Source organism: Occallatibacter gabretensis (assembly GCF_001449115.1).
GTDB classification, from domain to species: Bacteria; Acidobacteriota; Terriglobia; order Terriglobales; family Acidobacteriaceae; genus Telmatobacter; species Telmatobacter gabretensis.
In genome coordinates, this window is the sequence record NZ_LAIJ01000009.1 from 1,685,606 (window position 1) to 1,709,377 (window position 23,772).

Here is a 23,772-nt window from a genome sequence, read left to right on the forward strand (position 1 = left end):
CGAGGGCCGCGAAAAAATCCACGCCGCGCTGCAAAGTTCACTCAAAGATATGACGGAAACCGCACTTGACGCTACGCTTACCGAAACTCCCCTGGCCCGAATCCTCGCCGCCAGCGGTGCAGCTGGTCCATTCGCGCCCTTTCGCGGAGTCATCTCCATTGCCCAATTGGACGCGCCCCAGACCGAAATCGCTGCACTGTCTCACGGAGCCGCCGTTCACGACCTCGGCTGGCTGCGCCGTACCCAGGTGCGCGGAGAAGACAGCTTCCGCTGGCTCAGCGGCATGGTCACCAACACCGTCAGCGATCTGCCTGCCCACGGCGGCGCATGGAATCTGGTCCTCAACGCGCAGGGCCGCATCCAGGGCGATCTGATGGCGTGGCGCAGCGATGACGAGCTCGAAATCGAAATCGCCGCCGATCAGTACAACAAACTTCTCACTCATTTCGACCGTTTCATCATCATGGACGATGTTGAACTGGTGCCCGTCGAAGGCGTCACAGCCATCGGACTCACCGGACCCAAGGCTGCCGAAATCCTCACAAAAATCGGCGTCACTCCACTCGCCGAACCCCTGACCCAGATTCAAGCCCAAGCTGGCGGTCTCAGCCTCATCGTCCGCCGCAACTACGGCGCGCTCGCAGACCATTACACGCTCTGGGTCGCGGAAGACGACGCGCAGAAGCTCTGGCACGCTCTTATCACCGCTGGAGCGCAGCCCACCGGCATAACCTCGCTCGATGCCTTCCGCATCGCAGAAGGCATTCCGGTCTACGGTATCGACATCGCCGAGCGCGACCTGCCGCAGGAGGCCGTCTCTCAACAGACGGGCCAGCTCCACGCCCTGCACTTCAGCAAGGGCTGCTATCTCGGCCAGGAGATCGTCGAGCGCATCCGCTCCCGCGGCAACGTCCACCGCCATTTGCGCCCAATCGAGATCGACGGCCCCTTGCCCGCTCCGGGCACGGAATTAACGCTGGAGAATACCGCCGCAGGTACAATCACATCGGTCGCTGAGCTTCAGTTGCCAGCAAGCACGCGCCGCTTCGCTCTCGCCATGATTCGCGCCGAAGCCGAAGCCCGAAATCTCCCACTGTCCTATGCTGCATCTGAAGACTCAGGCACAGTCCGCATTCTCACTGCGCCGCCAACCTTATAAATTTTTTTGCGAACGGAAATAGAAACCATGAGCGATACCCCTAAGTTCGAAGTCATTGACCGCCGCAAGCGCAAGCTGGAAGAAGAAGCCGCCGAAGCCCCTGCTGCCACTCCTGCCGCAACTACTGAGCCGCAACCGGAACCGAAGCCCGAACCATCCGCAGGCCCGCGCCTCGTCGTCAATGAGCCCGTACAGGCGCCGCCTGACGCAGAGCCGCAGGCCGACGGCGACCCACTGACCGAAGCCCCAACCGCCGAGGAGAGCCGCGCGCAGAAGTCCGCCTATGACGCCTCCGCCGAGCACCTCGAGGACCTCATCCGCGCGCAAAACCCCGGCGCCGGCCCGTTGCCCCCAGTTACGTTTGACAGCCTGGTGCAACAGCTTTATCTCTCCACCATGATGCAGATGGGTGCCGGCACGCAGGAAGGCCAGCGTCCACGCGTCGACATCCTCGGCGCGCGCCAGACCATCGATCTGCTCGGCATTCTTGCGGAAAAAACCAAGGGTAACGTCACCCCGCAGGAAGACCGCATGCTCCAGACTGTGCTCTTTGAAACCCGCATGGCCTTTCTTGAGCTCACCAACATGATTACCCTGCAGCCGCCTCCTCCGCCGCCGGTAGGGAAAAAATAGCGACGAATGCAGGCACGCCTAACATTTCTGGGCAGCGGCACCTCCATGGGCGTCCCCACGCTCGGTTGCCGCTGTGCGGTCTGCACCAGTACAGACCCACACGACAAGCGGCTGCGACCATCCGTCGTCATCGATTGGACGGGTGTTGAAGGCCAGCAGCGCACCGTCCTCGTCGATACCGGCCCCGACTTCCGCCAGCAGGCCCTGCGCCACGGAATCACGCGTGTAGACGCCGTTCTCTACACGCATGACCACGCCGACCACATCCTCGGCATGGACGATCTGCGCCCCTACAGCTTCGCTGCCTTCCGCGCCGGCGGCCCTATCCCTCTTTACACCGATGCCGGCACTGCAAGCACGCTGGAGCGCATCTATCACTACACGCTCGCGCCCGGAGCCACCTACGCCAACCGAGCGCGCGTGGAGCTGCATCCGCTCACCGATCGCATCCGCATCCATGAGCTCGAAATCATTCGTATCCCCGTCGTGCATGGCCCGCAGGAGATCTCGGGATTTCGCTTTGGGGATGTGGCATATCTCACGGACGTCAGTTTCATCCCGGAATCAAGCTTCGATCTGCTCACCGGCCCCGGAAATTGCAGTCTAGAAAACCTCGTCCTCCCCTCGCTGCGCCACACTCCCCATCCCAGCCACGCCAATGTCGAGCAGGCTGTTGCCTGGGCAAAACGTATCGGAGCGCGCCACACCTGGCTTACTCACATCGCGCACGAGCTCGGGCATGAAGAGACCAATAAGATGCTCCCCAGCGGCGTAGCGCTTGCGTATGACGGCCTCGAAATCCCAATCAATTTGAGCGAAGCGGGCCAGGAATGAGTCAGGGCATGATCCCCGTTTACCGCTCCCTCGCGGAAATCCCCGCAACCCTCGGCCCCACCGTCGCCGCCATCGGCAACTTTGATGGCGTGCACCTCGGCCATCGTCAGCTTCTCGGCGCTGCAGTTGCGGAAGCCCGCCAGAACGGCTTCCGCGCAATTGCCGTCACTTTTGAGCCGCACCCCGAGCACTTTCTCCGCCCCGACAAGGCTCCGAAACGCATCACGCCAAAGGATGAGCGTCTGCTCCTGCTCGCCGAAACCGGGATTGACTCGATCGTCGTGCTGCCATTTGACGCCGCATTCGCCCGCCTCACCGCCCGCGAATTCGTTGAACAGGTCCTCGTCCGCGCCCTGCAGATTCGCAGGCTGCATGAGGGCGGCAGCTTCCGCTTTGGTCACCGCGCTCAGGCCGGAGTAAAAGAGCTTGCGGAATTTGGCAAAGAATTCAGCTTCGGCCTCACCATCCACGAGCCGGTTCACGTCCACGGCCTCGAAGTCTCAAGCTCCGCCATCCGCGCCGCCGTCACCGCAGGCGATATGAAGTGCGCACGCTGGATGCTGAACCGCCCGTTCGTCATTCGCTCCACGCAGGCACATGGCAGAGGAGTTGGCTCGCGCCTTCTCGTTCCCACCGTCAATCTCGCCGCCTACGATGGCCTGCTGCCCGCCTTCGGCGTCTACGTCACGCGCCTCACCATTGGCGAGCGCTGCTTTGAATCCGTCAGCAACGTCGGCAACCGTCCCACCTTTGAAGGCGCAGGCTTCAGCATAGAAACCCACATTCTCAATTTTGAGCCAGTCGACCTGACCGACGAAACTCCACTGGAGTTGGAATTTCTTTTCTACCTACGCGAAGAAATCCGCTTCCCCTCGGTCGATGCCCTCAAGGCGCAAATCGGTAAAGATGTAGCCCGCGCCAAACGCTACTTCCGCCTCGCCCATCTCCCATAGAAGTTCGTCATCCTGACCGTAGCCGTTTTTCAGGCGGAGGTAAGGACCTGCTTTTGTCTTTAGCTTTCCGTTGACAAACCGGCCCGCCGCGGAACAATCTGGAATCGTGGCGTAGGACGCATCGGCGCAGGTCGAAAGGGCAAGGCCCTCCTACAGAACATGAACACCATTTGCGCCGATGTCGAATCTCGAAAACCTCAAAAAGCAAGCCAAGCAATATCTGCGATGGCATCGTGACCGGTATTATCCAGTCGCAGCCATGATCCGGGAACACCTGCCCCGGTTTCGCCAGCTTTCCGATCCGGAAATTCTGGCGGCGGCATTCCGGCTGGCTGACGCGCAGGAGCTAGTTGCGCGTAAAGAGGGATTTGAAGGATGGCAGGCGCTGAAAACAGGAGCCTCAATCGCCATGTCCCAGACGCATACGCACTCTCAGCCCATCCTCACCTCGGTCGCCGCGCACCTCTACGTTCGCGACCTCAAAGCATCCACCGATTTCTTCACCACCAAGCTCGGCTTCACCATCGATTTTGTCTACGGCGATCCGCCTTTCTATGGCCAGGTAAGCCCTGACAACGCCCATCTCGCGCTGCGTCACATGGACGAGACTTTCTTTCGCGAAGATGTACGCGAGAGGGAACAGCTGCTCTCCGCCTCCATCACACTGGCAAGCGCAGAGGAGATCAAAACTCTCTTCTTGACCTATCAGGCAGCGGAGGTAACTTTTGCGCAGTCCCTGAGAAACGAACCCTGGCAGGCCAAAACCTTTATCGTGAAAGATCCCGACGGCAACCTGATCCTCTTCGCCGGACCAGCTAATTAGCGCGCGTCCTTGATCTAATTCAAAATCGAATCCAGCTTATTGGCCGTCGCCGGACTCACTACCGGCGGCGGCTTCTTCGTAGCAGGCTGCGCACTCGCCGGTTTCACAGGCGTAACAGGTTTCACAACATTCGCGCCTGTATTCGCACCCTGACCGGCAGTACCTACAGCAGGTTGTGTCGTCGCAGCTTTCGCCACGTCCACCGTCGATCTTGGATCATCCGACAAGAATTTCTCGTCGTCTTTGCCCACAATCGCCTGCTTCATCACCGTCATCCAGATCGGCAGCGCAGCCTGTGCGCCGGTCTCCTTCTCGCCCAGCGACTCGCGGCTGTCAAAGCCCACCCACACGCCGCAGGTAATCGACGGCGTAAAGCCCAGGAACCACGCGTCGGTATAGGAGCTCGTCGTGCCTGTCTTGCCCGCCACCGGATGATTCAGCTTCGAAGCCGCTGCGCCCGTGCCATAGGCAGTCACCGCCTGCAGCATCTTCACCATCGTCCGCGCCGTCTTCGCGCTCACCACTTCCTGAATTGCCGCAGGCTGCTCCCAAAGCGTAATTCCATCCGCGTTCGAAACCTTGCGAACCACTCGCGGAGCCACCCGCACGCCGTCATTCGGGAACACCGAGTACGACGCCACCTGCTCCTCAAGCGTGATCTCCGCCGCGCCCAGCGCAATCGGCAGATACGCCGGGATATTCGACGTCACGCCAAAGCGGTGCGTCATGTCGATGACCTTATGAATCCCCACCTGCGCCGCCAGCTTCACAGCCGGAATATTCCTTGAGTGCGCGAGTGCCGTCGTCAGCGTGATCGCGCCCATGTAGTCGTTCTCGTAGTTATGCGGAGTCCATCCGCCAAAACTCACCGGCGTATCCAAAACCAAATCATCCGGACGCGATCCATTCTCAATCGCCGTGGTGTACACATACGGCTTAAAGCTCGAACCCGTCTGCCGTTCAGCCTGCGTAGCGCGGTTGAACTGCGAAAGCGCATAATCGCGTCCGCCCACCATCGCCAGCACGTCGCCATTCGCGTTATCAATCGCCATTAGCGCGCCCTGCGCACCCGTATCCTGCTCCAGCGTCCCGCGCAACTCCTGGGCTTCTTTGCCATCGGTCAGATGCACGTAGATGACATCGCCCGGCTTTACCAGCGCATCCGCATACCGCTGCCCCGTCCACTGCCAGTCCGCCGGCTCCAGCAGAATCTCCTTCGCGCCCATGCGCGCATGGATCTCCATCGGCAGCACCCGCGTCACCACCGCGTGCACATAGTCACCGGGATGCGCCTGCGTCACCCAGTCCGGATGCTTATAGTCCTCAATGGAAGTCCCTGTAGCCAGCACATTTGGCTGCTTGTTCTTCCAACCATGCCGCCGTTCGTAGGCCGCCAGCCCATCGTCCACAGCCTTGTTCGCTGTCTCCTGCAGGTCCAGGTCGAGCGTCGTATCCACTCGCAGCCCCGCCTCATGCACCTGCTCGGCGCCAAACTGCTTTTCAAGCTCCTGCCGCACTTCTTCCTGGAACCACGGCGCCACAGCACCCTCTGGTTGCGCGATATTCAGTCCCAGCGGGGATTGCCGCGCCGCCTCGGCCTGCTCGTGCGTAATCTTCCCGTCGCCTTCCATCTCGCTGAGCACCAGGTTCCGCCGCGTCAGCGCCTTCTCCGGATTCAGAATGGGCGAATACGCAGACGGCCCCTTCGGCAGCCCAGCCAGCAGCGCCGCCTCAGTCAGCGTCAAATCCTTCGCCTTCTTCGAGAAGTAGTACTCGCTCGCCGCCTCAAACCCATACTGCCCGCTGCCCAGATAGATCTGGTTCCCGTACAGAGTAAAAATCTGCTCCTTGGTAAACGAGCGCTCAATCTGGATCGCCAGGAACGCCTCCTGAAATTTGCGGCCAAAGGTGCGCTCTGACGAAAGAAACAGGTTCTTCGCCAGCTGCATCGTCAGCGTCGATCCACCCTGCGCCCTCCCATGGCTACGCAAGTCATGCCACAAGGCTCCCACAATGCGGAAGACGTTAATTCCGCCATGCGACTCGAAGTTTTTATCCTCAATCGAGATCACAGCCTGCCGCAGGACCGGCGGAAAATCCGGATAATTCACCACCACGCGACGCTCCAGCGCGAACGAGCCAACCCCGCGCCCCTTGCGGTCATAAAGCTGCGTCGTAGTAGAAGGCCGGTAGCGCTCCAGATCGTGAATCTGCGGCAGGTCCGACGAGTACACCAGCGTCAACCCTGCCAGTGTCCCGGCCACCGCCGACAACACCAGCAGCAGAATCAACGCCGGCCTTCCGGCCAGCTTGTGCCTGTTGTTTCGGAACGGCTTTTCGGATGGATCAGGCGGCAGCAGATGGCTACGCCCTAAAGTGTGGTCGCGAGGAGGTTCTGAAATCGGATTGGGGGATACAGCCAAGCGGGTCAAGCCTCATATAAGTCGAGCAAAAACGCAGTCAATAAAAGACAAAATCTTCTAACACTCAGAGCCTAGCACGGCATCAGATGCGCTGGCCGACCGAACCGCCACCCCCGAACCAGCGTGTACAAGAATGGGATAAAGACAGAGATCAGGAATCAGGGTTCAGAGATCAGTTCTTCAGCTTCAGCGGATAATCAGCTTTTGCTTCCTGACGCGCAAACAAAAACTCCGTCCGCGAATAGCCGAACGGAGCTTTTTCTGATCTCTGAACCCTGATCTCTGATCCCTGCTTTTATCCCTTCGCCTTCAACAGCTCCAACCCCTTATCCAGCATCGGGTCGCCTTTACTCGGGGTGTCCTCATCTCCATCGTCCTCGGCAGGAGCAACCCGGACATTCGGCATCACCGCCTCGTCCTGAATCTTCTTGCCCGCCGGACCTTCGTACTTGGCAATTGTCAGCAGCAGCGCCGCACCGTCCGGCAGCTCAATCGTCTTCTGCATGGAGCCCTCGCCAAAGGTCCGCTCGCCCACCACATCGCCGCGCTTGGAATCCTCAATCGCCGATGCCACCAGCTCCGCCGCACCATACGTGCCGCGATTCACCAGCACCACCACCGGAGCCTGCGTCAGGCTTTTTGCCGGGTCCGCCGCAAAGGTCTGCTTGGGAAACTTCTGACCCTCCAGCTGCGCCAGCGTGCCGCTCTGAATAAAGAAATTCGCCAGCCGAACCCCGTCCTCTTCCTCACCGCCTGAAACATCCCGCAGGTCCAACAGAATCTTCTTCGCCTTCGATCCCTTGATCTTCGCGCCCAGCTCATCCACGCGCGCCTTGGAAATCACGCCCGGCTTCAGGTACAGAATTGTCGAGTTCTCATACTGCGTCTCGCTCAGCGACGGAACCTGCGTCAACGCCCGCGTCACGGTCACCTTCTCCGGATCAGCCTTCCGCGGTTTCACCACCGTCAGAGTCACACTCGTTCCAGGCTTGCCTTCCAGCATCATCCGCGTCACGGCCAGAGACGCCTCAAAGGTCGAGGTATCGCCGATCGACTCAATCACGTCGCCGCCGGCCAGGTGCTCGTGGTCCGCCGGCGAACCCGGCGTCACATCCACAATCGCCAGGTAGCCGCCACGCTTGGAGACCGTAATCCCGATCTGCCCCACGCCCGTCGTCGGACGATCCTTGTAGATCTTGTATTCGGCCGCCGTCAGGTAGCTCGAGTCCGCATCGAGGCTCTCCAGCAGCCCGTGCAGCGCGCCCGTCGTCACATCCGTAATATTCGGCTCCGTCACATAGTCAGACTGGATGCGCTTCAACACCTGCGCATACACGCTCATCTGCCGGTAAGCGCCATCCTGGTCGCCGCCCGCATGAACGCCAAGGAAGCCGAACTGCCCAAAGAGGAAGCCCAGGCCGAGAGCGGCAAAAACCGCCGTGCCGAGCACAAAAACAAGCCGCTGAAAGAATCGAGACACGCACACCACCATCGCAGGTGTGCCGAAAGCACACCGCCGTTGCTATATAGACGCAATCATAGTCGAAACGGGCGGTTTTTTGCTCAACCAGCCGCCCGTTCAACAGCCCCAGGCCGCCGCTTTGCCTCAATATCCGGCAAAAATCCCGTAAGCAGCCCAATCGCAGGAAGATACGCGCACAGATGATAGACGTTGATAATGCCGGTCGTATCGGCAAGCTTGCCCAGCACCGCCGCGCCAATGCCTCCCATGCCGAAGGCAACTCCGAAGAACAGCCCCGAGATCATGCCCACGCGCCCCGGCAGAAGCTCCTGCGCGTAGACCAGGATCGCCGAGAAGGCCGACGCAATCACAAAGCCAATAATGACTGACAGCACGCCCGTCCAGAAGAGCGAAGCATACGGCAGAATCAGCGTAAAAGGCAGCACGCCAAGAATCGAGATCCAGATCACCAGCTTGCGGCCCCAGCGGTCGCCCGCCGATCCACCAATCAGCGTGCCCACAGCCGCAGAGCCCAGAAAAGCAAACAGCATAAGCTGTGAGGTCTGCACCGAAACACCGAACCGCTGGATCAGGTAGAAGGTGTAGTAGCTCGACAGACTGGCCAGATAGAAATATTTCGAAAAGACCAGCGCAATCAGGATCGCAAGTGCCAGTACCACGCGTCCCCTGGAAAGCGAAACCGTGGCATGCTTCTCCACCTGCTTCTTTGCCACGCCGTCGCGGTTCCGCTCCCGGTACCAGCGCCCCACGCGGTAGAGCACCGCAATCCCCGCCAGAGCCGGAATCGCAAACCACGCCATGCCCCTCTGCCCCTGCGGCAGAACAATAAATGCCGCAAGCAGCGGACCAATAGCAGAGCCTGTGTTTCCGCCCACCTGAAAAAATGACTGCGCAAAGCCATGCTTGCCGCCAGAAGCCATCCGCGCAATGCGAGAGCTTTCCGGATGAAAGATCGCCGAGCCCATTCCCACCAGGCAGGCGGCAACAATCAGCCAGCCGAAGGTCGGCGCCGTAGCCAGCAGAAGCAGCCCCGCCAGCGTAAACGTCATGCCCACAGGCAGCGCAAACGGCATGGGACGCTTATCCGTGTACTGGCCCACCAGCGGCTGCAGCAGCGAAGCCACCACCTGGTAGGTAAAGGTCAGCATTCCCAGGTGTACAAAATCCAGGTGAAACTGGCTCTTGAGAATCGGATAGATCGATGGCAGCAGCGACTGCACCATGTCATTGAGCAGATGGCAGAAGCTGATCGCGGCCAGCACACGGAACAGCGCCCTCGAAGGCTGGGTGGGAGCCTCATGCAAGGTCTCCTTCAGTTCAACGTCGGGAAGAGCAGCGGTAGAGAGAGATGTATTCATGGAATCAGTAACTTATCGATGCGGTCAATCATGCCCTGTTGAGGACGGGATCGCACTCAAGCCGTTTGGCGGCCTTCAGGCCGCAGTTCGCCGTGCGCGAAGCACTGGTGGCGGAGGGCAGGATCGAACTGCCGACCTTGGGGTTATGAATCCCACGCTCTAACCATCTGAGCTACTCCGCCAAGGGAACGGGCCTCAGAGTGGAGGTCCAGATATAGATTTTACGGGCGCACGGGTTCATGGTCAAACGGGCCTCGCGGTCAAACATCGCCAGCGTCTCATGCACTCCCGCGGAATGTTGTAATTCAGGACAACTCGCTCGCAAGGGCGGGCATCAGATTGGGTATAGCAAGCCCTCCCCATAGATTAAAAAACTTTCCTTCTCCGGTTCGAAAGATGAACCGGAGAAGGATTTGTTTTCAGTGCCCAGTCTTCCCCATTAAACTCAGACAGTCATGGCATCTCCCCTTCGCATTGCCGGGGTTATTCCCGCGCGCTTAGGCTCCACGCGCCTCGTCCGCAAGGTCCTGCGTCCCATTGCAGGCCGTCCCATGGTGGAGTGGGTCTGGCGCGCCGCCGCAGAAAGCGGTCTCATGGACCCGGTCATAGTTGCCACAGACTCCGAAGAGGTCGCAGCCGCCTGCCGCGAGCGCAATATTCGCTTCGAAATGACCTCGCCCGACTGCGCCAGCGGATCAGACCGGGTGAGGGAAGTCGCGTCTCGTATCGACGCCGATATTTACGTCAACATCCAGGGCGATGAGCCGACCATGACACCGGATTTCTTCACCCCATTGATTAAGCTTTTTGACCGTCCCGAAGTCCAGGTCGGCACTTTAGCCGTACGATGCCCGGCGGAGGACATTATCAATCCGAATGCGGTAAAAGTCGTGACCGCCTCCAATGGTCGCGCCCTCTATTTTTCCCGCTCCACGATTCCCTTTGACCGCGACGCCTCCGGATTTGCCGGCTATCGCAAACACCTCGGCATCTACGCCTATCGGAAGTCAGCATTGGAGCAATTCGCCGCCCTCCCACCCGGTTGGCTAGAGACGGTCGAACGCCTCGAACAATTGCGGCTCCTCGAAAACGGCATCGACATCTACGTCGCCTCCGCGCCTGCCGACACCATCGGTGTCGACACCGAAGAAGACCTCGCCCGCGCCGAAGCCCTGCTGTTTACACGCAAAACGATGTCATCCTGAACGTAGCCGTTCTTCGGCGGAGTGAAAGACCTGTTTTTGCCTTTCAGTCTCCTTAGTCACTTAGTCCCTGTCTTCCTCCTCATTACCAAAGTCCAATACCCCTTCGTACCCTCGTCCCCTCCAGAAACTTTGCATGCAATTAACCCCATTTGTGCTTTACTCATAGTCAGCAGAAGAAACAAGGCCCGAATTCATGCGGATTCGGGCTTCACATTTTCCAGCTTCGAGTCGCTGGCAGCGGGCTGAAAAATTGAAAACATGTTCAGTAAAGTTGTATTTTGATCGCATTTTGGCCGTATTTTCGCACCCTTTTTTCGTGTAAAAATCTCTCGCAAGTTATTTATATGTAACGACTTATAGAATTAAAACAGAAAGAAATCGCCGTTTTTTTTAGCGTACAGAATCTGTACCGCCTGCACCAGAAACTCCCTATCTAACAGCAAATAAACGGGTTGCAGGACGATAATCGAATTCTTCCGTCTCGCAATATGGGAAATGCGCTCTTTCGGCCTTAGGCCTGTTCGCGCTGCTACCGTATGGAATTGCGCGCAAGAATCGGAGTGTACTTCTTCGCCATCCGAGCCATGATGCTTCTATGACCGCAACCGCACAACTCGCACCGCAGCTCAATCCAGACGCCGCCTGGGAAAAGCTGATCCGCCGCGACAAGGACGCCGGCTTCCTCTACGCCGTCCTCACCACCGGCGTCTTCTGCCGCATCGGCTGCGGCAGCCGCCCGCCGCGCCGCGAGAACGTTCGCTTCTTCGGCACCGCCGCCGAAGCCAGCTCTGCAGGATTCCGAGCTTGCCAACGCTGCAAACCAACCGGCCCTGCCGGCAGCAACTCTTTAGACAGGGTCCGTAAACACATCGAGGCCAACCTCGACCGCGCTGTCCCGCTTGCCGAGTTGGCCCGCATCTCGGGCCTAAGCCCCTTCACCGTGCAGCGGAACTTCAAACGCGAATTCAGTATCAGCCCGCTCGCGTATCAACGCGCTCTCCGCGCAGGCCGCTTCCGCGCCGCGCTCAAGGAAGGAGACTCCGTGACAGACGCTGTCTATAACGCCGGATTCAGCTCGCCCAGCCGCGCCCATGAGGCCGCGCAGCTTGGCATGACGCCCGCACGCTTCGCACAAGGCGGCAAAGGCGAGCGGATCAATTTCGCCACGGCATCGACGCCATTTGGATGGATGATTGTCGGAGCAACGGACCGTGGTCTCTGCTGGCTTGCCCTCGACAGCACAAAGGCGACAGCAGAAGCCACTCTCCGCGAAGAATTTCCACTCGCGGATCTGCGCCGCGACGCTTCACTTTCAAAGTTGATTGATGCCGCACTGGCCAGCGTTCACGAAGGCTCGGACCTGAGCCACAGCCTTCGTAGCGTGGAAGCACTTGATTTGAGAGGAACCGTCTTCCAGCTTCGCGTCTGGAACGCTCTGCGACAGATCCCGCGCGGTGAAACGCGCACCTACTCGCAGCTCGCCCGCGAGATGGGAATGCCAAACTCCACACGCGCCGTGGCCCGCGCCTGCGCACTCAATCGAGTCTCAGTGCTGGTGCCATGCCACCGCGTCGTAGGAGTCAGCGGTTCACTTACTGGATATCGTTGGGGCGTCGAGCGAAAACGTAAGCTGCTCGACGCTGAGACGGAAAGAACAAAGTAGGAAAGAAAAAGTTAAGCGCAGTTTCCGGTGCGCGTCACGGGTCGCCACGCATCCAGTCCGTTGCTGTTGTTCGTTGGGTTATAGCTCCACACTACGGCTTTACGCTCCGCATCCGCGCAGGGGTTGCGCTTCAAAGATGGAATACGGAGCTTGTCGCCGGCCTTCGCGGCAAACAGCGCTACCGCTGCCGCCGCGATTTCTGGAAGGAATGCAAAATTCATTTTGCTGCCTCTTGTTGTTACTCGTTTGAGTGCAGCGTGTCCACACTCAGAGTGTGAATCCGCCCGCAGCGTAAATTGCCTGTCCATTGATCCATGCTGAGTCTTCTGATGCCAGGAAGGCTGTCGCAGTCGCAATATCCTTCGGCTGACCAATGCGGCCAAGCGGAGTGCGCTTCTCGGCTTCTTTCTGGAAGTCGCTGCCGATGAAGCCCGCTGCATGCGTGCCTTCGGTTTCAATGATGCCGGGGTTAATGGAGTTGACGCGAATTCTCTTCGGTCCCAGCTCCTTGGCCAGCGCCGCAGTAATCGTGTCCACCGCGCCCTTGGTCGCGCTGTAAACAGAGGCTCCTGGAACGCCGTCCACCACCACCGAGCTGACGTTTACAATGCTTCCGCCGGCAGGGTTGAACTGCTTCACCGCAGCCTGGGTCGTAAGCAGAAGGCCAAGAACGTTCACGTTGAACTGCTTGTGAAAATGCTCCGGCGTAATGTTTTCAAGCGGGCCAAACTCATAAATGCCTGCGTTGTTCACCAGCACGTCGATTGGTCCGAACTCTTTCACCACAGCATCCACCAGCGGCCCGATTGTCTGCGGCTCAGCCACGTTGGCATGTATGGCAATCGCCTTGCCGCCGTTGGCCTTGATCTCGTTGACAACTTTGTCCGCACCAGCCTTATCGCTCGCGTAATTGACAGCCACAACAGCTCCGCGGCTTGCAAGCTCCTTCGCAATGCCCGCCCCGATGCCCTTCGATGCGCCGGTTACCAGCGCCACTTTTCCAGTAAGAGTTGCCATTTTCGTATCTCCTTGTGTCAGGAACGCCGGGCCGTCATCGGTTCGACATTTCGACAACTATCGAATTGATTAGCCAGACAGCAAGAAGATTCAGAACTGCTGTGGAAATTTATTTTTTGTTTTTGCTGGCGGCGTTGGGGCAGGCCGCGCTGAGCGCTTGTAGCGTCTCAGCCATAGCTTCCAGAACGCCGGGCTGCACGCTGAGCATGTGGTACTTGCCCTCGCGCTGCACATGGATCAGGCCCGCGGTTTCCAGCTCTTTCAGGTGATGCGAAAGCGTAGCCGCGGCGATCGGCAGGTCAGCAAGTGTCTGCGAACAGCTGACAGCGCAGCTTGACCGCGCAATGCGCTCCAGCACCTCAAAGCGTCTTGGATCAGCCAGCGCCTTCAGGATGGCAGTCCTTTGCTCGCCCGTTAGAGTGGACGATTTTGCTGCTGCGCCGGTTTGTGTCGCCAGAGCCATAAAGTGAACTTCAGTTATTTAGATGTATGGTATCCCACCGGTGGTTCAAGCGCTCTTTATGCCGAGCCCCAGTAGCGTCTGAAACTGCGGCGCTTCGGCATGCTTATCGACAACGGTAACTTCCACATCCATGAATCCGGCCTTGATCAGCATCTCTTCTAACTCCGCCTCGCCAAAGCCCAGCCATTCGTCCGCATACAGTTCGCGAGCCTCTTCAAAGCGATGCTTGGCCAGGTCCAGCACAGCCACGCGGCCGCCGGGGACAAGCACTCGAGCCGCTTCCTTGAGCGCCAGCGCCGGATGCAGCGCATGATGCAGCGACTGCGAGAAGAACGCGAGATCCACCGATCCCGAATCCACGGGCAGCTCTTCCATATCGCCCAGCCGAAACTCGATATTTTCAATTCCCGCGCGAGTTGTTTGTTCGCGGCTCACCTCAAGCATCTTTTCACTGGAGTCAACCGCAATCACGCGCTTCGCCCGCGCCGCGAGCAGCAGAGAAAAACTTCCATCGCCCGCGCCCAGATCGGCAATCGTCATCGGCGGCATCAGCCGTAGCAATGCCTCGGCAACGCTCTTCCAGCTTTTTCCGGGAACGTAATCCCGCCCCAGCCGCCCGGCAACGCTGTCAAAGAAGTTCCGCATCCGGTCCTGGCGCTTCTTCACTACGCGCCGCATCGCAGTCTGGTCGCTTGTAGACTCTTTGGTCTCACGCGCTGCTTCAGTAAGGATCTCCGCCAGCACGCCATTTCCGTTCGTAGTGATGAGCCGGTAGAAGCTGCTCTTGCCGGTTCGTCGATCCTCAACCAAGCCGGCCTGCTTCAGCTGCGCCAGATGCGTGGATATCGTGCTCTGGCCCATGGTCAGAATTTCCTGCAGCTCAGCCACAGATAACTCTTCTGCTTTCAGCAGCAGCAGAATTCGCAGCCGGTTGGAGTCCGCTGCGGCGCGCAGAATTTTCACGATTGAGGGTGTTGACGCCATAGAAATTTACAAAGCCGCCTTGACGAATCGACTCAAGCCCTGATACATATCAACATATCACGATACGTCGATAGAATCATTCGATCGGACGTGAAGAGAGGGTTCCTCATGGCGACAACGCTGGAAATTGCTTCCGATTACAAAGTGGCTGACCTGAGCCTGGCTGACTGGGGCCGCAAAGAGATTGACATTGCCGAGCACGAGATGCCCGGCCTTATGGCTATTCGCAACAAGTATGCGGCGGAAAAGCCGCTCGCAGGCGTCCGCATTACCGGTTCGCTGCATATGACCATTCAGACCGCAGTGCTCATTGAGACGCTCGTGAGCCTCGGTGCAGAGGTTCGCTGGGCAAGCTGCAACATCTTCTCCACGCAGGACCACGCGGCCGCAGCGATTGCCGCCACCGGCGTTCCGGTCTTCGCCTGGAAGGGTGAGACCCTGGAAGACTACTGGGAGTGCACCTGGCAGGCTCTGAATCACAAGGGTGGCACGGGTCCGGAACTGGTCGTTGATGACGGCGGCGACGTGACGCTGCTCATTCACAAGGGCTATGAGCTGGAAAACGGCGACAAGTGGGTCGATACTCCCTCTGGCAACCACGAAGAGCAGGTCATCAAGGATCTGCTGAAGCGTGTTCACGCCGAGAATCCGAAGCACTGGCACAAGGTCGTCAAGGCGTGGCGCGGCGTTTCTGAAGAGACTACGACAGGCGTGCACCGCCTCTATCAAATGCTCGAAAAGGGCAAGCTGCTCATTCCCGCCATTAACGTCAACGACTCGGTCACCAAATCCAAGTTCGACAATCTCTACGGCTGCCGCGAGTCGCTCGCCGACGGCATCAAGCGCGCCACAGACGTGATGGTCGCCGGCAAGGTTGCTGTCATCGCCGGCTATGGCGACGTAGGCAAGGGCTGCGCGCACTCGCTGCGCGGCATGGGTGCTCGCGTCATCGTTACCGAGATCGACCCCATCAACGCACTGCAGGCCGCGATGGAAGGTTTTGAAGTCACCACGCTTGAGGACACACTCGGTCGCGGCGACATCTACGTCACCACCACCGGCAACGTGGACATCATCACCTACGAGCACATGCAGAAGATGAAGGACCAGGCCATCGTCTGCAACATCGGCCACTTCGACAACGAGATCCAGATGGACCGCCTCAACGGCGACAAGGCCGTGAAGAAGCTGAACATCAAGCCGCAGGTGGACAAGTACACCTTCCCCGACGGTCATGAGATCTTCGTCCTCGCTGAAGGCCGCCTCGTGAATCTCGGCTGTGCTACCGGCCATCCCAGCTTCGTCATGTCAAACAGCTTTGCTAACCAGACGCTGGCGCAGCTCGACCTGTGGAAGAACAAGGATGTCTACAAGGTCGGCGTCTACGTGCTGCCCAAGAAGCTGGACGAGGAAGTGGCTCGCCTGCACCTTGAGAAGATCGGCGTGAAGCTGACGAAACTTTCGAAGGCACAGGCTGACTACATCGGCGTACCGGTCGAAGGTCCGTACAAGCCGGATCATTACCGCTACTAGCTGTTAGTGGATGGTGGTTAGTGATTGGTCTTCGTTTGACTAGTCACTAACCACATACCACGAATCACTAACCACCGAGCACTGTGATGACTACTCTGCCTCCCATCTCGTTTGAGCTTTTCCCGCCGCGCACTCCTGAGGCTGCGGCCAAGCTCCCCGATGTTGTCTGCCAGCTTGCAGAAGCCAAGCCGCTCTACTTTTCCGTTACTCATGGAGCAGGCGGCTCAGATCAAGATGGCACCTACGAGACGTTGCTTACCGTGGCGCGCTCCTGTGGAGCTGAGGCTGCGCCGCACCTTACCTGCATTGGGTCCACGCGGCAAAAAATCGGCTCGCTCCTTGACCGCTACCGCGAAGCCGGCGTCAAGCGCATCGTGGCATTGCGCGGCGATTTGCCTGCTACCGCTTATAGCTCCGCCGCGCCGGGTGAGTTCCACTACGCCAATGAGCTTGTCGCGTTTATCCGCGAGGAGCACGACGATCACTTCAAGATCGAAGTTGCAGCTTATCCGGAGATGCACCCGCAGGCTCCAAACGCCGATGCCGATTTCGACAACTTCCGCCGCAAAGTGGACGCCGGGGCTGACGGAGCCATCACGCAGCTTTTCTACAACGCTGACGCATATGTTGATTTCGTAGAGCGCTGCCAGAAGGCCGGCATTAAGATTCCCATTACTCCAGGCATCATGCCCGTCACCGGCTTTGCCAATACTGTTCGTTTTTGTGCGGGCTGTGGCGCCGATCTGCCCCGGTGGATCAAGCTGCGTCTCGAGGCCCTCCAGGATGACAAGTCGGCTCTGCTTGACTTCGGCCTCGCCGTCGTTTCCCGCCTCTGCGAAACACTGCTGAAAAACGGCGCGCCCGGCCTGCACTTTTACACTATCAATCAGGCAGACCCGTCCCTGCGCCTCTGGGCCAATCTCTCGATTGCAGCCGAAGCGCGGGCGTAGCTAGCCCTCCCTGAGTTCCCGAAGGTAACCGCCTGTCCGCCGTTTTTCGGCGCAGGAGCCCCCCGTAGGCCCTCAAAGCCCTCTCTGGATACCAAGTGAATGATTGTTGACAGCAAAAGTAACGTATTACTTTCGGAGTGCGCAAGAGGAAAATCGCTTTTCTTGAATTTTTTTAAGAACTAATTCTTTCGTTTCATTTTTGGTCTAGCCTCAGCGCTGCCTAGCAGGCTTAATTACGCGAATCTCATACAGGCGCGGCCAGAGCTTCCCGGTCACAAATAGCCGGTCATGCGCCGGATCATAGGCAATCCCATTCAGCACTGCTTCTGGAGAGGAATGCAGATTCGCGGGAAGCAGGCCGGCCAGGTCGATCCACCCTAATACAGCGCCCGTTCGTGGCGAGATTCGCGCAATCCGGTCCGAGTGCCACACATTGGCATAAATCTCGCCGTGCACCATTTCCAGCTCGTTCAATTCCTGCACCGGTTTGCCATGGTCCTTTACCGTCACGCGCCGCAGCTCATGGAATGTGGCTGGATCCAGAAAATGCAGATCTGGGGTTCCGTCGCTCAGGATCAGCTCTTTGCCATCGGAGGTTAGTCCCCAGCCTTCCCAGGGATAGCTCATCGTTCGCAGCTGCCGGAAGCTGAACCGGTCATAGACAAAGGCCACATGGCTCGTCCAGGTCAGCTGCACCAGCGTACTGCCCCACGTCGCCAATCCCTCGGCAAAGTACTCCTTCGCTACCGGCTGCTCCTGCAGAATGTGCCCGGTTTCCAGGTCCACCATCCGTAGTGACGATTGCCCATTCTGCCCCGTGCTTTCATACAGGCGTCCGTCCGCAAAGATGAGCCCCTGCGTAAAGGCGTGCGGATCGTGAGGATAGGTATGGATGATTTTGTAGCTCTGCGCTCCCGCTGCCGCACAGGCAAGCGCGCACAGAAGAATCAGTGCAAAGCGATGGCAGGAGAACCGCATTCTAGTTCACGTCGTCGGCAATCAGTGCCTGTACCGGAGGGTTCGTCGTTAGCTGGCTGTCCACGGCCACTACCGTACGCACTTCGCCGCCAGTCAGAGCCAGCGCGGCCGAGGTGTACTTCGGCGTTACCGTTCCGGTAGGCGTAATCACCATTGTCACTGTCTGCGAGGTAAAGCTGATGTAGGCCGTGGATGCGCCGAGGGCCAGGTTCGTTACGAGCGGAATCGTATCCGTAATCTCACTTCCACTTGGCACCATGTAGATGTCCACGGCTCCGGTGCGCGGTGCCTGGTTCAGGAAGCGGAATGTCGAATGTCCAATCGCCGCTGCTGTGTCCTGGTCCTCAAGCACCGTCAGCACGTACTGGGTGGCAGATTGCCCGTTATCCGTAATAAAGACCGTATGCTGCGTGCTTGCATTCAGCGTGACCGCGGCAGAGGCTGTCGGAGTGGTTCCCGTAACCGGCGATACCGACACGGTTGTGGCTGCCGAGGGCGTCACAGTGCCGTAGTTGGAAATATATCCCTGTGCAATATTGCCGGCGAAGAGCTTGTTCTCGATAGACACATTTGCCGGTGGAGCAATATAGGAGGCGTCAATCACTCGCACCAGCGCGATGGGGGTAGTTCCCTGCACGTGCTGGCATCCCGCAAGGCCGAAGGCCGTCAACAGCGCGCAGGTTGCAGCCGCAGCGAGCTTTGCAGCACCCGACCAGCCGCCAGCCTGTTTTTCCAACACCATGGTCGCCTTCCTGGGTTCCGGCCTTCTGCTCATAGTAACTGGATGCCGGGCTTTTCCGGTATCTCTTTTGTGCTCAGCGGTGCGCGCGTGCACATCCCGCGGCAACTCTTTCGAGCAGGCCACCCGAGATATTTCCAGCACAAAAATATTGATGAGACAGTTTTCGGGCTTCAGCCGTTGCCCATATAGATAAACCGCGCCAGGAACAGCGCTGCAAGGATATATAACAGCCAGTCCTGCCGGCGAATTCTGCCGGTTAGCAGATGCAGCAATGCCCATGCAATGATGCCAAAGCCCAGCCCGTTGGCAATCGAGTACGTCAGCGGAATCGTGATCAGTGTCAGGAAGGCTGGGACCGCCACCAGAGGCTCCGTCCACGGAATCTCCGTAATCGAGGCCGCCATCAGTGAACCGACCAGGATTAACGCCGGTGCCGTTGCCGCTGTCGGAACAATTCCAATGAAGGGCGCAAATCCAATCGCTCCCAGAAATAAGAGTCCGGTCACAATCGCCGTGATGCCGCTTCTGCCGCCCGCCGCCACGCCCGCTGTCGATTCGACATAGCTCGTCACAGTCGATGTGCCCGTCAACGAGCCCACAACAGTCGCCGTTGCGTCCGCAAAGAGAATCCGATTCAGCCGCGGAATCGAATGATCCGGCGCAAGCAGTCCCGCGCGCTTGGTCACAGCCACCAGCGTGCCCAGGTTGTCGAAGAGGTCTACAAAGAAAAAGACAAAGATGATTTCCAGCAGCCCTTTGTTCAGCGCGCCGCGAATATCCAGCTTGAACGCCGTCTGAGTCAGCGCTGATATGCCACCCGGCGTAGGCGTCCAGTGTGCAGCGCCGATGGCCCATGCCAGACCGGTAATCGCCAGCACGCCAATCAGGATGGAGCCGCGCACCTTCTTCACTTCGAGAGCCGTCATCACCACCAGTCCCAGCAGTGAGAGATACGCCGTCGGGTTCCGGATATTGCCGAGTCCCACCAGCGTTGCCGGGTCGCGCACCACCAGTCCCGCACGCTGAAAGCCAATGAATGCAATGAACAGCCCGATCCCGCCCGCCACCGCGGCATACAACTCATGCGGAATGGCCCGCAGAATCATCTGCCGGATGCCCACGCCCGTGAGCAACAGAAACACCACGCCCGAAATGAACACCGCACCAAGCGCCGTCTGCCATGGCACGTGCATCTTAATGCACACCGTATAGGCAAAGTACGCATTCAGCCCCATGCCCGGCGCGAGCGCAATCGGGTAGCGGGCCACAACGCCCATCAGAATCGATCCGAAGGCCGCCGAAAGGCACGTGGCGGCAGTGACTGCGGGTAGCGGAAGCCCGGCGTCCGCAAGGATGGCCGGATTCACCAGGACAATGTAGGCCATGGTAACGAATGTCGTTACTCCGGCCAGAATCTCCGTCCGCCAGTTGGTTTTCAGTTGTTCAAATTCAAAATAGCGCGCAAGCGATTGCAGCATGGATTCTTAAGAAGACCATACCTATGCACAACACCCAATAGTTTTTTCGTAAGGATTTCTCAGTTTTGGCTAAAGAAGCTTAGCGGCGTCTTTGGCAAAGTACGTCACGATAAAGTCCGCGCCCGCGCGCTTGATGCCAAGCAGTGACTCTAGCATGGTGCGGTCGCGCTCCAGCCAGCCTTTTTCAAACGCCGCATGCAGCATGGAGTATTCACCGGAAACTTGATAAGCGCCCATTGGCACGTCGAAGCGCTCGCGCGCAGCGCGCACCACGTCCAGATACGGCATAGCCGGCTTCATCAGAATCATGTCCGCGCCTTCAGCCAGGTCCAATTCGATCTCGCGCATCGCCTCGCGCACGTTAGCTCCATCCATCTGGTAGCTTCGGCGGTCGCCGAATTGTGGCGCTGAGTCTGCCGCTTCACGGAACGGCCCATAAAACGCTGAAGCAAACTTCGATGCATAGCTCAGAATCGGCGTCTGTGTCTGCCCGCTTGCATCGAGCGCCGTGCGGATCGCTGAAACGCGCCCATCCATCATGTCGCTTGGAGCCACAATGTCCGCCCCAGCTTTAGCAAGGCTGGCCGCGGTCTTCGCCAGCAGCTCCACGGAGGGGTCGTTGTCTACTTCCCAGTTGTCGCCGGTCTTGTGAATCAATCCGCAGTGCCCGTGACTGGTGTACTCGCACAGGCAGACATCGGCGATCAGGACCAGTTTCTTGGCAAGGCTGGATGCTTTCAGCGCGCGCAGTCCCTGCTGGACGATTCCATTTGCATCCCACGCGCCTGTGCCTTGTTCGTCCTTCGATTCCGGCAGGCCGAAGAGCAGCAGGCCACCCACGCCCAGCGCTGCAGCTTCCTCGGCTTCCTTCATCGCTTCGTCTATGGAGAGATTGAAGACGCCAGGCATCGAGCCGATAGCCTTCCGCACGCTCTCACCGGGACACAAAAAGAGGGGATAGATCAGGTCGCCGGGATCGAGTGTGGTCTCGCGCACCAGCGCACGAAGGCTCTCCGTACGGCGCAGCCGGCGCATGCGGTTTGCGGGAAAACTCATGCCCTGATTGTAAAGGCAGCTTCCAGCCGCTAGCTTCTAGCCGTTAGCTTGAGCAACGATCCATGAAACAACCACAATTCAGCGCGGAAAAGCTAAAGGCCAGGAGCTAATGGCTAGAAGCTGTACTTAGAGCTGGTCATACAGCCTCGAATTCCGGTAGCCCAGCAGCATCACCATTGTCCAGATGGCTATCGCCGTGCCGAAAGGGAAGTGAAGGAGGTTGAGGATAGCCGCGATAATCGCCACCACGCGGCCCCATGGCGCACGTTCCTGCAATCCCCATCCTGCGGCAACGCACAGAGCGGTGCGGAACAGCAGGATAACCCAGGCAAATTTTAGCCAGACCAGGGGGAACCAGTTATGGCCCAGCGGCCAGTCATTGCCATGCATCCACCAGTTCCAATGGTGGGAGAGGGCCGCATTGGCAAAGGCCAGTCCCATTGTTCCCAGCGCCAGCCCAAGCGCGGCATAGATAAACCACACAATGCTCAGCGCGCGAATCTGACCGGAATAGTTGTGAAGCTGCAATTCGTAGCCGGGAATCCCCGCAGGAGCTGCCACCATTACTACGGGCCGCCCGCACTGTGGGCAAAACGTCTGTCCGGGAGCCAGTCCAACACCGCATCCACTGCAATACATTGCACCCGCCTCCTCTACGCAATCATGAAATACGCAAAGAATCAGGCTGCGGTTCCGGCGGCCGTACTACTGCTTGAACGAAACGTCCTTTTTCGCCACCGTCACGCGCTTCCGTTCCCAGCGTTCCTCATGCCGGTCATCGCGGAAGATCAGCCCTGTCACGTGCCCCGTCGTATCGCGCTCTACAAGCAGCCGTGTCCAGTAGCCGCCCAGCGGATAGAAGAAGGACGCGGGGGATTCGGCCTCAAGCCCCGTTACCTGACCGTGCGGGTCTCTCTCGAACAGTTGATCCCCTTGCCGAAAGATCGTTGCAGCCGGATGTCCGGCAGCGTCGTGATAGTCGCCCACAATCAAATCGAGAGCCGCTGTCGTCAGCCTCACTGCCACCGGGTGCATCGGAATCACCATCCGCTCTGCAAAGGGCTGCGCAGCCTGGTTTGCCTGGTTCGGGTCGGGCGGGTTCAGCCGATGCATCAGCAGCCAGTGCGGCAGCTCCTGTTCATTGAAAGCCCGTGACCAGGAATCATGCTGCAGCCCCTGGTAGACCCACAGCCGCACATTTCCGCCATTGGCTTTGAGCGCCGCAAACATCATCTCGCTCTCTTTCGGAGGGACCACCGGGTCATCACTGCCATGAAAGAGCCATACCGGTGTGTGGCCCACCGCGCGCACATAATCATTCGGCAGTGTCGCGGCCTCCAGCCAGCGTTCCGGCGCGTAGCTCCAGAAGATACCTCCGGAAGCAATTGCAATCGCCGCCCACCGCTTCGGGTACAGCTTCGCCAGCTCCCACGCTCCGTAGCCGCCCATCGACAATCCGGTTAAATAGGTGCGGTCCGGGTCGGTGTGGAACTCCTCCTGCTCCTGATCCAGTTCCGTCATCGCCAGCGTCAGCATGTCCGGATCGGTCCAGAAGTTCGGATAGGGGCACTGCGGCAGAACAATCACAAACGGCCAGCGCTCCGGGTGGTCACGCAGCGACAGCGGCAGCCCGATCTGCGTCTGCCACATCCCCTCCGCACCGCGCTCGCCGCGTCCATGCAGAAACAGAACCATCGGCCAGGGCTTCTTGTCGTCCCGCCGGAACTCCTCCGGCAGATACACCTGAAAGCGATATGTGACTCCGTGGAACTCGATGCGCCGGTTCAAAAAGCCCGTTTCCTGCAGCGGCAGAGGCTTCGGCTTGCTGCTGCCTTCGGCAAGCGCGGAGCTGCCCGCGCTCGCGGATAGAAATCCGCTGGCCAGTATCAGGCAGGCTGTTAGGAGTCGCACGCGGCAGCGCATGTGTAATTCCATCATAAGAGCATCTGTCAAATTTCAGCGTTATAAATTACAGTCGTTCACGCATGGATGCTGCTCCGGCAGAAATTCGCCGCTCCGTAGTCCGGGAAATGCCCC

22 protein-coding genes and 1 tRNA gene are annotated in these 23,772 nt (G+C 58.9%); 9 read left to right on the forward strand and 14 right to left on the reverse strand.

Going from position 1 to position 23,772, the window contains the following annotated elements; all coding sequences use genetic code 11:
- Nucleotides 1-49 precede the first annotated feature (49 nt).
- The 5 genes from ygfZ to VO84_RS23060 all read left to right on the forward strand — a co-directional run bounded on the left by ygfZ (nucleotide 50) and on the right by VO84_RS23060 (nucleotide 4,402).
- A complete protein-coding gene (ygfZ, locus tag VO84_RS13365) occupies nucleotides 50-1,159 on the forward strand; it encodes a CAF17-like 4Fe-4S cluster assembly/insertion protein YgfZ (protein WP_157439878.1) in 1,110 nt (369 codons plus the stop codon).
- 27 nt (nucleotides 1,160-1,186) lie between these two features.
- Nucleotides 1,187-1,792 carry a DUF1844 domain-containing protein gene (locus tag VO84_RS13370; protein WP_058188104.1) on the forward strand — a complete coding sequence of 202 codons (606 nt, stop codon included), beginning with the start codon at nucleotides 1,187-1,189 and terminating at the stop codon, nucleotides 1,790-1,792.
- A gap of 6 nt (nucleotides 1,793-1,798) precedes the next feature.
- Nucleotides 1,799-2,626 carry an MBL fold metallo-hydrolase gene (locus VO84_RS13375; RefSeq protein ID WP_058188105.1) on the forward strand — a complete coding sequence of 276 codons (828 nt, stop codon included), beginning with the start codon at nucleotides 1,799-1,801 and terminating at the stop codon, nucleotides 2,624-2,626.
- Between the two features lie 8 nt (nucleotides 2,627-2,634).
- Nucleotides 2,635-3,579, forward strand: coding sequence for a bifunctional riboflavin kinase/FAD synthetase (locus VO84_RS13380; protein ID WP_231737922.1), 945 nt, complete (start codon nucleotides 2,635-2,637; stop codon nucleotides 3,577-3,579).
- Nucleotides 3,580-3,757: 178 nt separating this feature from the next.
- On the forward strand, nucleotides 3,758-4,402 hold the full coding sequence (locus VO84_RS23060) for a VOC family protein (RefSeq protein ID WP_058188106.1): 645 nt from the start codon (nucleotides 3,758-3,760) through the stop codon (nucleotides 4,400-4,402).
- Between the two features lie 14 nt (nucleotides 4,403-4,416).
- Here the strand turns inward: VO84_RS23060 and VO84_RS13390 are convergent, their stop codons facing one another.
- From VO84_RS13390 to VO84_RS13405, 4 genes are all read right to left on the reverse strand, one after another.
- Nucleotides 4,417-6,825: a penicillin-binding protein 1A gene (locus VO84_RS13390; protein WP_231737924.1), complete on the reverse strand. Its 2,409-nt coding sequence runs from the start codon at nucleotides 6,823-6,825 to the stop codon at nucleotides 4,417-4,419.
- Between the two features lie 295 nt (nucleotides 6,826-7,120).
- Complete coding sequence (locus tag VO84_RS13395) at nucleotides 7,121-8,305, reverse strand: S41 family peptidase (protein ID WP_058188767.1); 1,185 nt, start codon at nucleotides 8,303-8,305, stop codon at nucleotides 7,121-7,123.
- 83 nt (nucleotides 8,306-8,388) lie between these two features.
- Nucleotides 8,389-9,666: an MFS transporter gene (locus tag VO84_RS13400; protein WP_082661959.1), complete on the reverse strand. Its 1,278-nt coding sequence runs from the start codon at nucleotides 9,664-9,666 to the stop codon at nucleotides 8,389-8,391.
- Between the two features lie 105 nt (nucleotides 9,667-9,771).
- Nucleotides 9,772-9,848, reverse strand: a tRNA-Met gene (locus VO84_RS13405).
- Between the two features lie 273 nt (nucleotides 9,849-10,121).
- Between VO84_RS13405 and kdsB the strand changes: the two genes are divergently transcribed.
- Both kdsB and VO84_RS13415 read left to right on the forward strand, forming a co-directional pair.
- A complete protein-coding gene (gene kdsB, locus VO84_RS13410) occupies nucleotides 10,122-10,871 on the forward strand; it encodes a 3-deoxy-manno-octulosonate cytidylyltransferase (protein ID WP_058188107.1) in 750 nt (249 codons plus the stop codon).
- A gap of 595 nt (nucleotides 10,872-11,466) precedes the next feature.
- On the forward strand, nucleotides 11,467-12,534 hold the full coding sequence (locus tag VO84_RS13415; RefSeq protein WP_058188108.1) for a bifunctional transcriptional activator/DNA repair enzyme AdaA: 1,068 nt from the start codon (nucleotides 11,467-11,469) through the stop codon (nucleotides 12,532-12,534).
- An 11-nt stretch (nucleotides 12,535-12,545) separates the two neighbouring features.
- Here the strand turns inward: VO84_RS13415 and VO84_RS13420 are convergent, their stop codons facing one another.
- The 4 genes from VO84_RS13420 to VO84_RS13435 all read right to left on the reverse strand — a co-directional run bounded on the left by VO84_RS13420 (nucleotide 12,546) and on the right by VO84_RS13435 (nucleotide 14,998).
- Complete coding sequence (locus VO84_RS13420) at nucleotides 12,546-12,755, reverse strand: hypothetical protein (protein WP_058188109.1); 210 nt, start codon at nucleotides 12,753-12,755, stop codon at nucleotides 12,546-12,548.
- A 46-nt stretch (nucleotides 12,756-12,801) separates the two neighbouring features.
- Nucleotides 12,802-13,551, reverse strand: a complete 750-nt coding sequence (locus VO84_RS13425) for a glucose 1-dehydrogenase (protein WP_058188110.1) — start codon at nucleotides 13,549-13,551, stop codon at nucleotides 12,802-12,804.
- Between the two features lie 109 nt (nucleotides 13,552-13,660).
- Complete coding sequence (locus VO84_RS13430) at nucleotides 13,661-14,014, reverse strand: ArsR/SmtB family transcription factor (RefSeq protein WP_082661960.1); 354 nt, start codon at nucleotides 14,012-14,014, stop codon at nucleotides 13,661-13,663.
- A 45-nt stretch (nucleotides 14,015-14,059) separates the two neighbouring features.
- Complete coding sequence (locus tag VO84_RS13435; protein ID WP_058188111.1) at nucleotides 14,060-14,998, reverse strand: ArsR/SmtB family transcription factor; 939 nt, start codon at nucleotides 14,996-14,998, stop codon at nucleotides 14,060-14,062.
- 108 nt (nucleotides 14,999-15,106) lie between these two features.
- Here VO84_RS13435 and ahcY point away from each other — a divergent pair, with 108 nt between their 5' ends.
- Both ahcY and metF read left to right on the forward strand, forming a co-directional pair.
- Nucleotides 15,107-16,531 (forward strand): adenosylhomocysteinase, encoded by a 1,425-nt coding sequence (gene ahcY / locus VO84_RS13440; protein WP_058188112.1) that lies wholly within the window; start codon nucleotides 15,107-15,109, stop codon nucleotides 16,529-16,531.
- 86 nt (nucleotides 16,532-16,617) lie between these two features.
- Complete coding sequence (metF, locus tag VO84_RS13445) at nucleotides 16,618-17,481, forward strand: methylenetetrahydrofolate reductase [NAD(P)H] (protein ID WP_058188113.1); 864 nt, start codon at nucleotides 16,618-16,620, stop codon at nucleotides 17,479-17,481.
- A 210-nt stretch (nucleotides 17,482-17,691) separates the two neighbouring features.
- Here the strand turns inward: metF and VO84_RS13450 are convergent, their stop codons facing one another.
- The 6 genes from VO84_RS13450 to VO84_RS13475 all read right to left on the reverse strand — a co-directional run bounded on the left by VO84_RS13450 (nucleotide 17,692) and on the right by VO84_RS13475 (nucleotide 23,646).
- The gene (locus VO84_RS13450) at nucleotides 17,692-18,459 is read right to left on the reverse strand and encodes a glutaminyl-peptide cyclotransferase (protein WP_058188114.1); all 768 of its coding nucleotides are present in this window, start codon (nucleotides 18,457-18,459) and stop codon (nucleotides 17,692-17,694) included.
- Between the two features lies 1 nt (nucleotide 18,460).
- Nucleotides 18,461-19,201 carry a DUF4397 domain-containing protein gene (locus VO84_RS13455; protein ID WP_058188115.1) on the reverse strand — a complete coding sequence of 247 codons (741 nt, stop codon included), beginning with the start codon at nucleotides 19,199-19,201 and terminating at the stop codon, nucleotides 18,461-18,463.
- A gap of 170 nt (nucleotides 19,202-19,371) precedes the next feature.
- Nucleotides 19,372-20,679, reverse strand: a complete 1,308-nt coding sequence (locus tag VO84_RS13460) for an NCS2 family permease (protein ID WP_058188116.1) — start codon at nucleotides 20,677-20,679, stop codon at nucleotides 19,372-19,374.
- A gap of 69 nt (nucleotides 20,680-20,748) precedes the next feature.
- A complete protein-coding gene (gene hemB, locus VO84_RS13465; RefSeq protein WP_058188117.1) occupies nucleotides 20,749-21,735 on the reverse strand; it encodes a porphobilinogen synthase in 987 nt (328 codons plus the stop codon).
- 126 nt (nucleotides 21,736-21,861) lie between these two features.
- Nucleotides 21,862-22,374 carry a zinc ribbon domain-containing protein gene (locus tag VO84_RS13470; protein WP_197414023.1) on the reverse strand — a complete coding sequence of 171 codons (513 nt, stop codon included), beginning with the start codon at nucleotides 22,372-22,374 and terminating at the stop codon, nucleotides 21,862-21,864.
- 66 nt (nucleotides 22,375-22,440) lie between these two features.
- On the reverse strand, nucleotides 22,441-23,646 hold the full coding sequence (locus VO84_RS13475) for a carboxylesterase family protein (RefSeq protein ID WP_197414024.1): 1,206 nt from the start codon (nucleotides 23,644-23,646) through the stop codon (nucleotides 22,441-22,443).
- Nucleotides 23,647-23,772 lie beyond the last annotated feature (126 nt).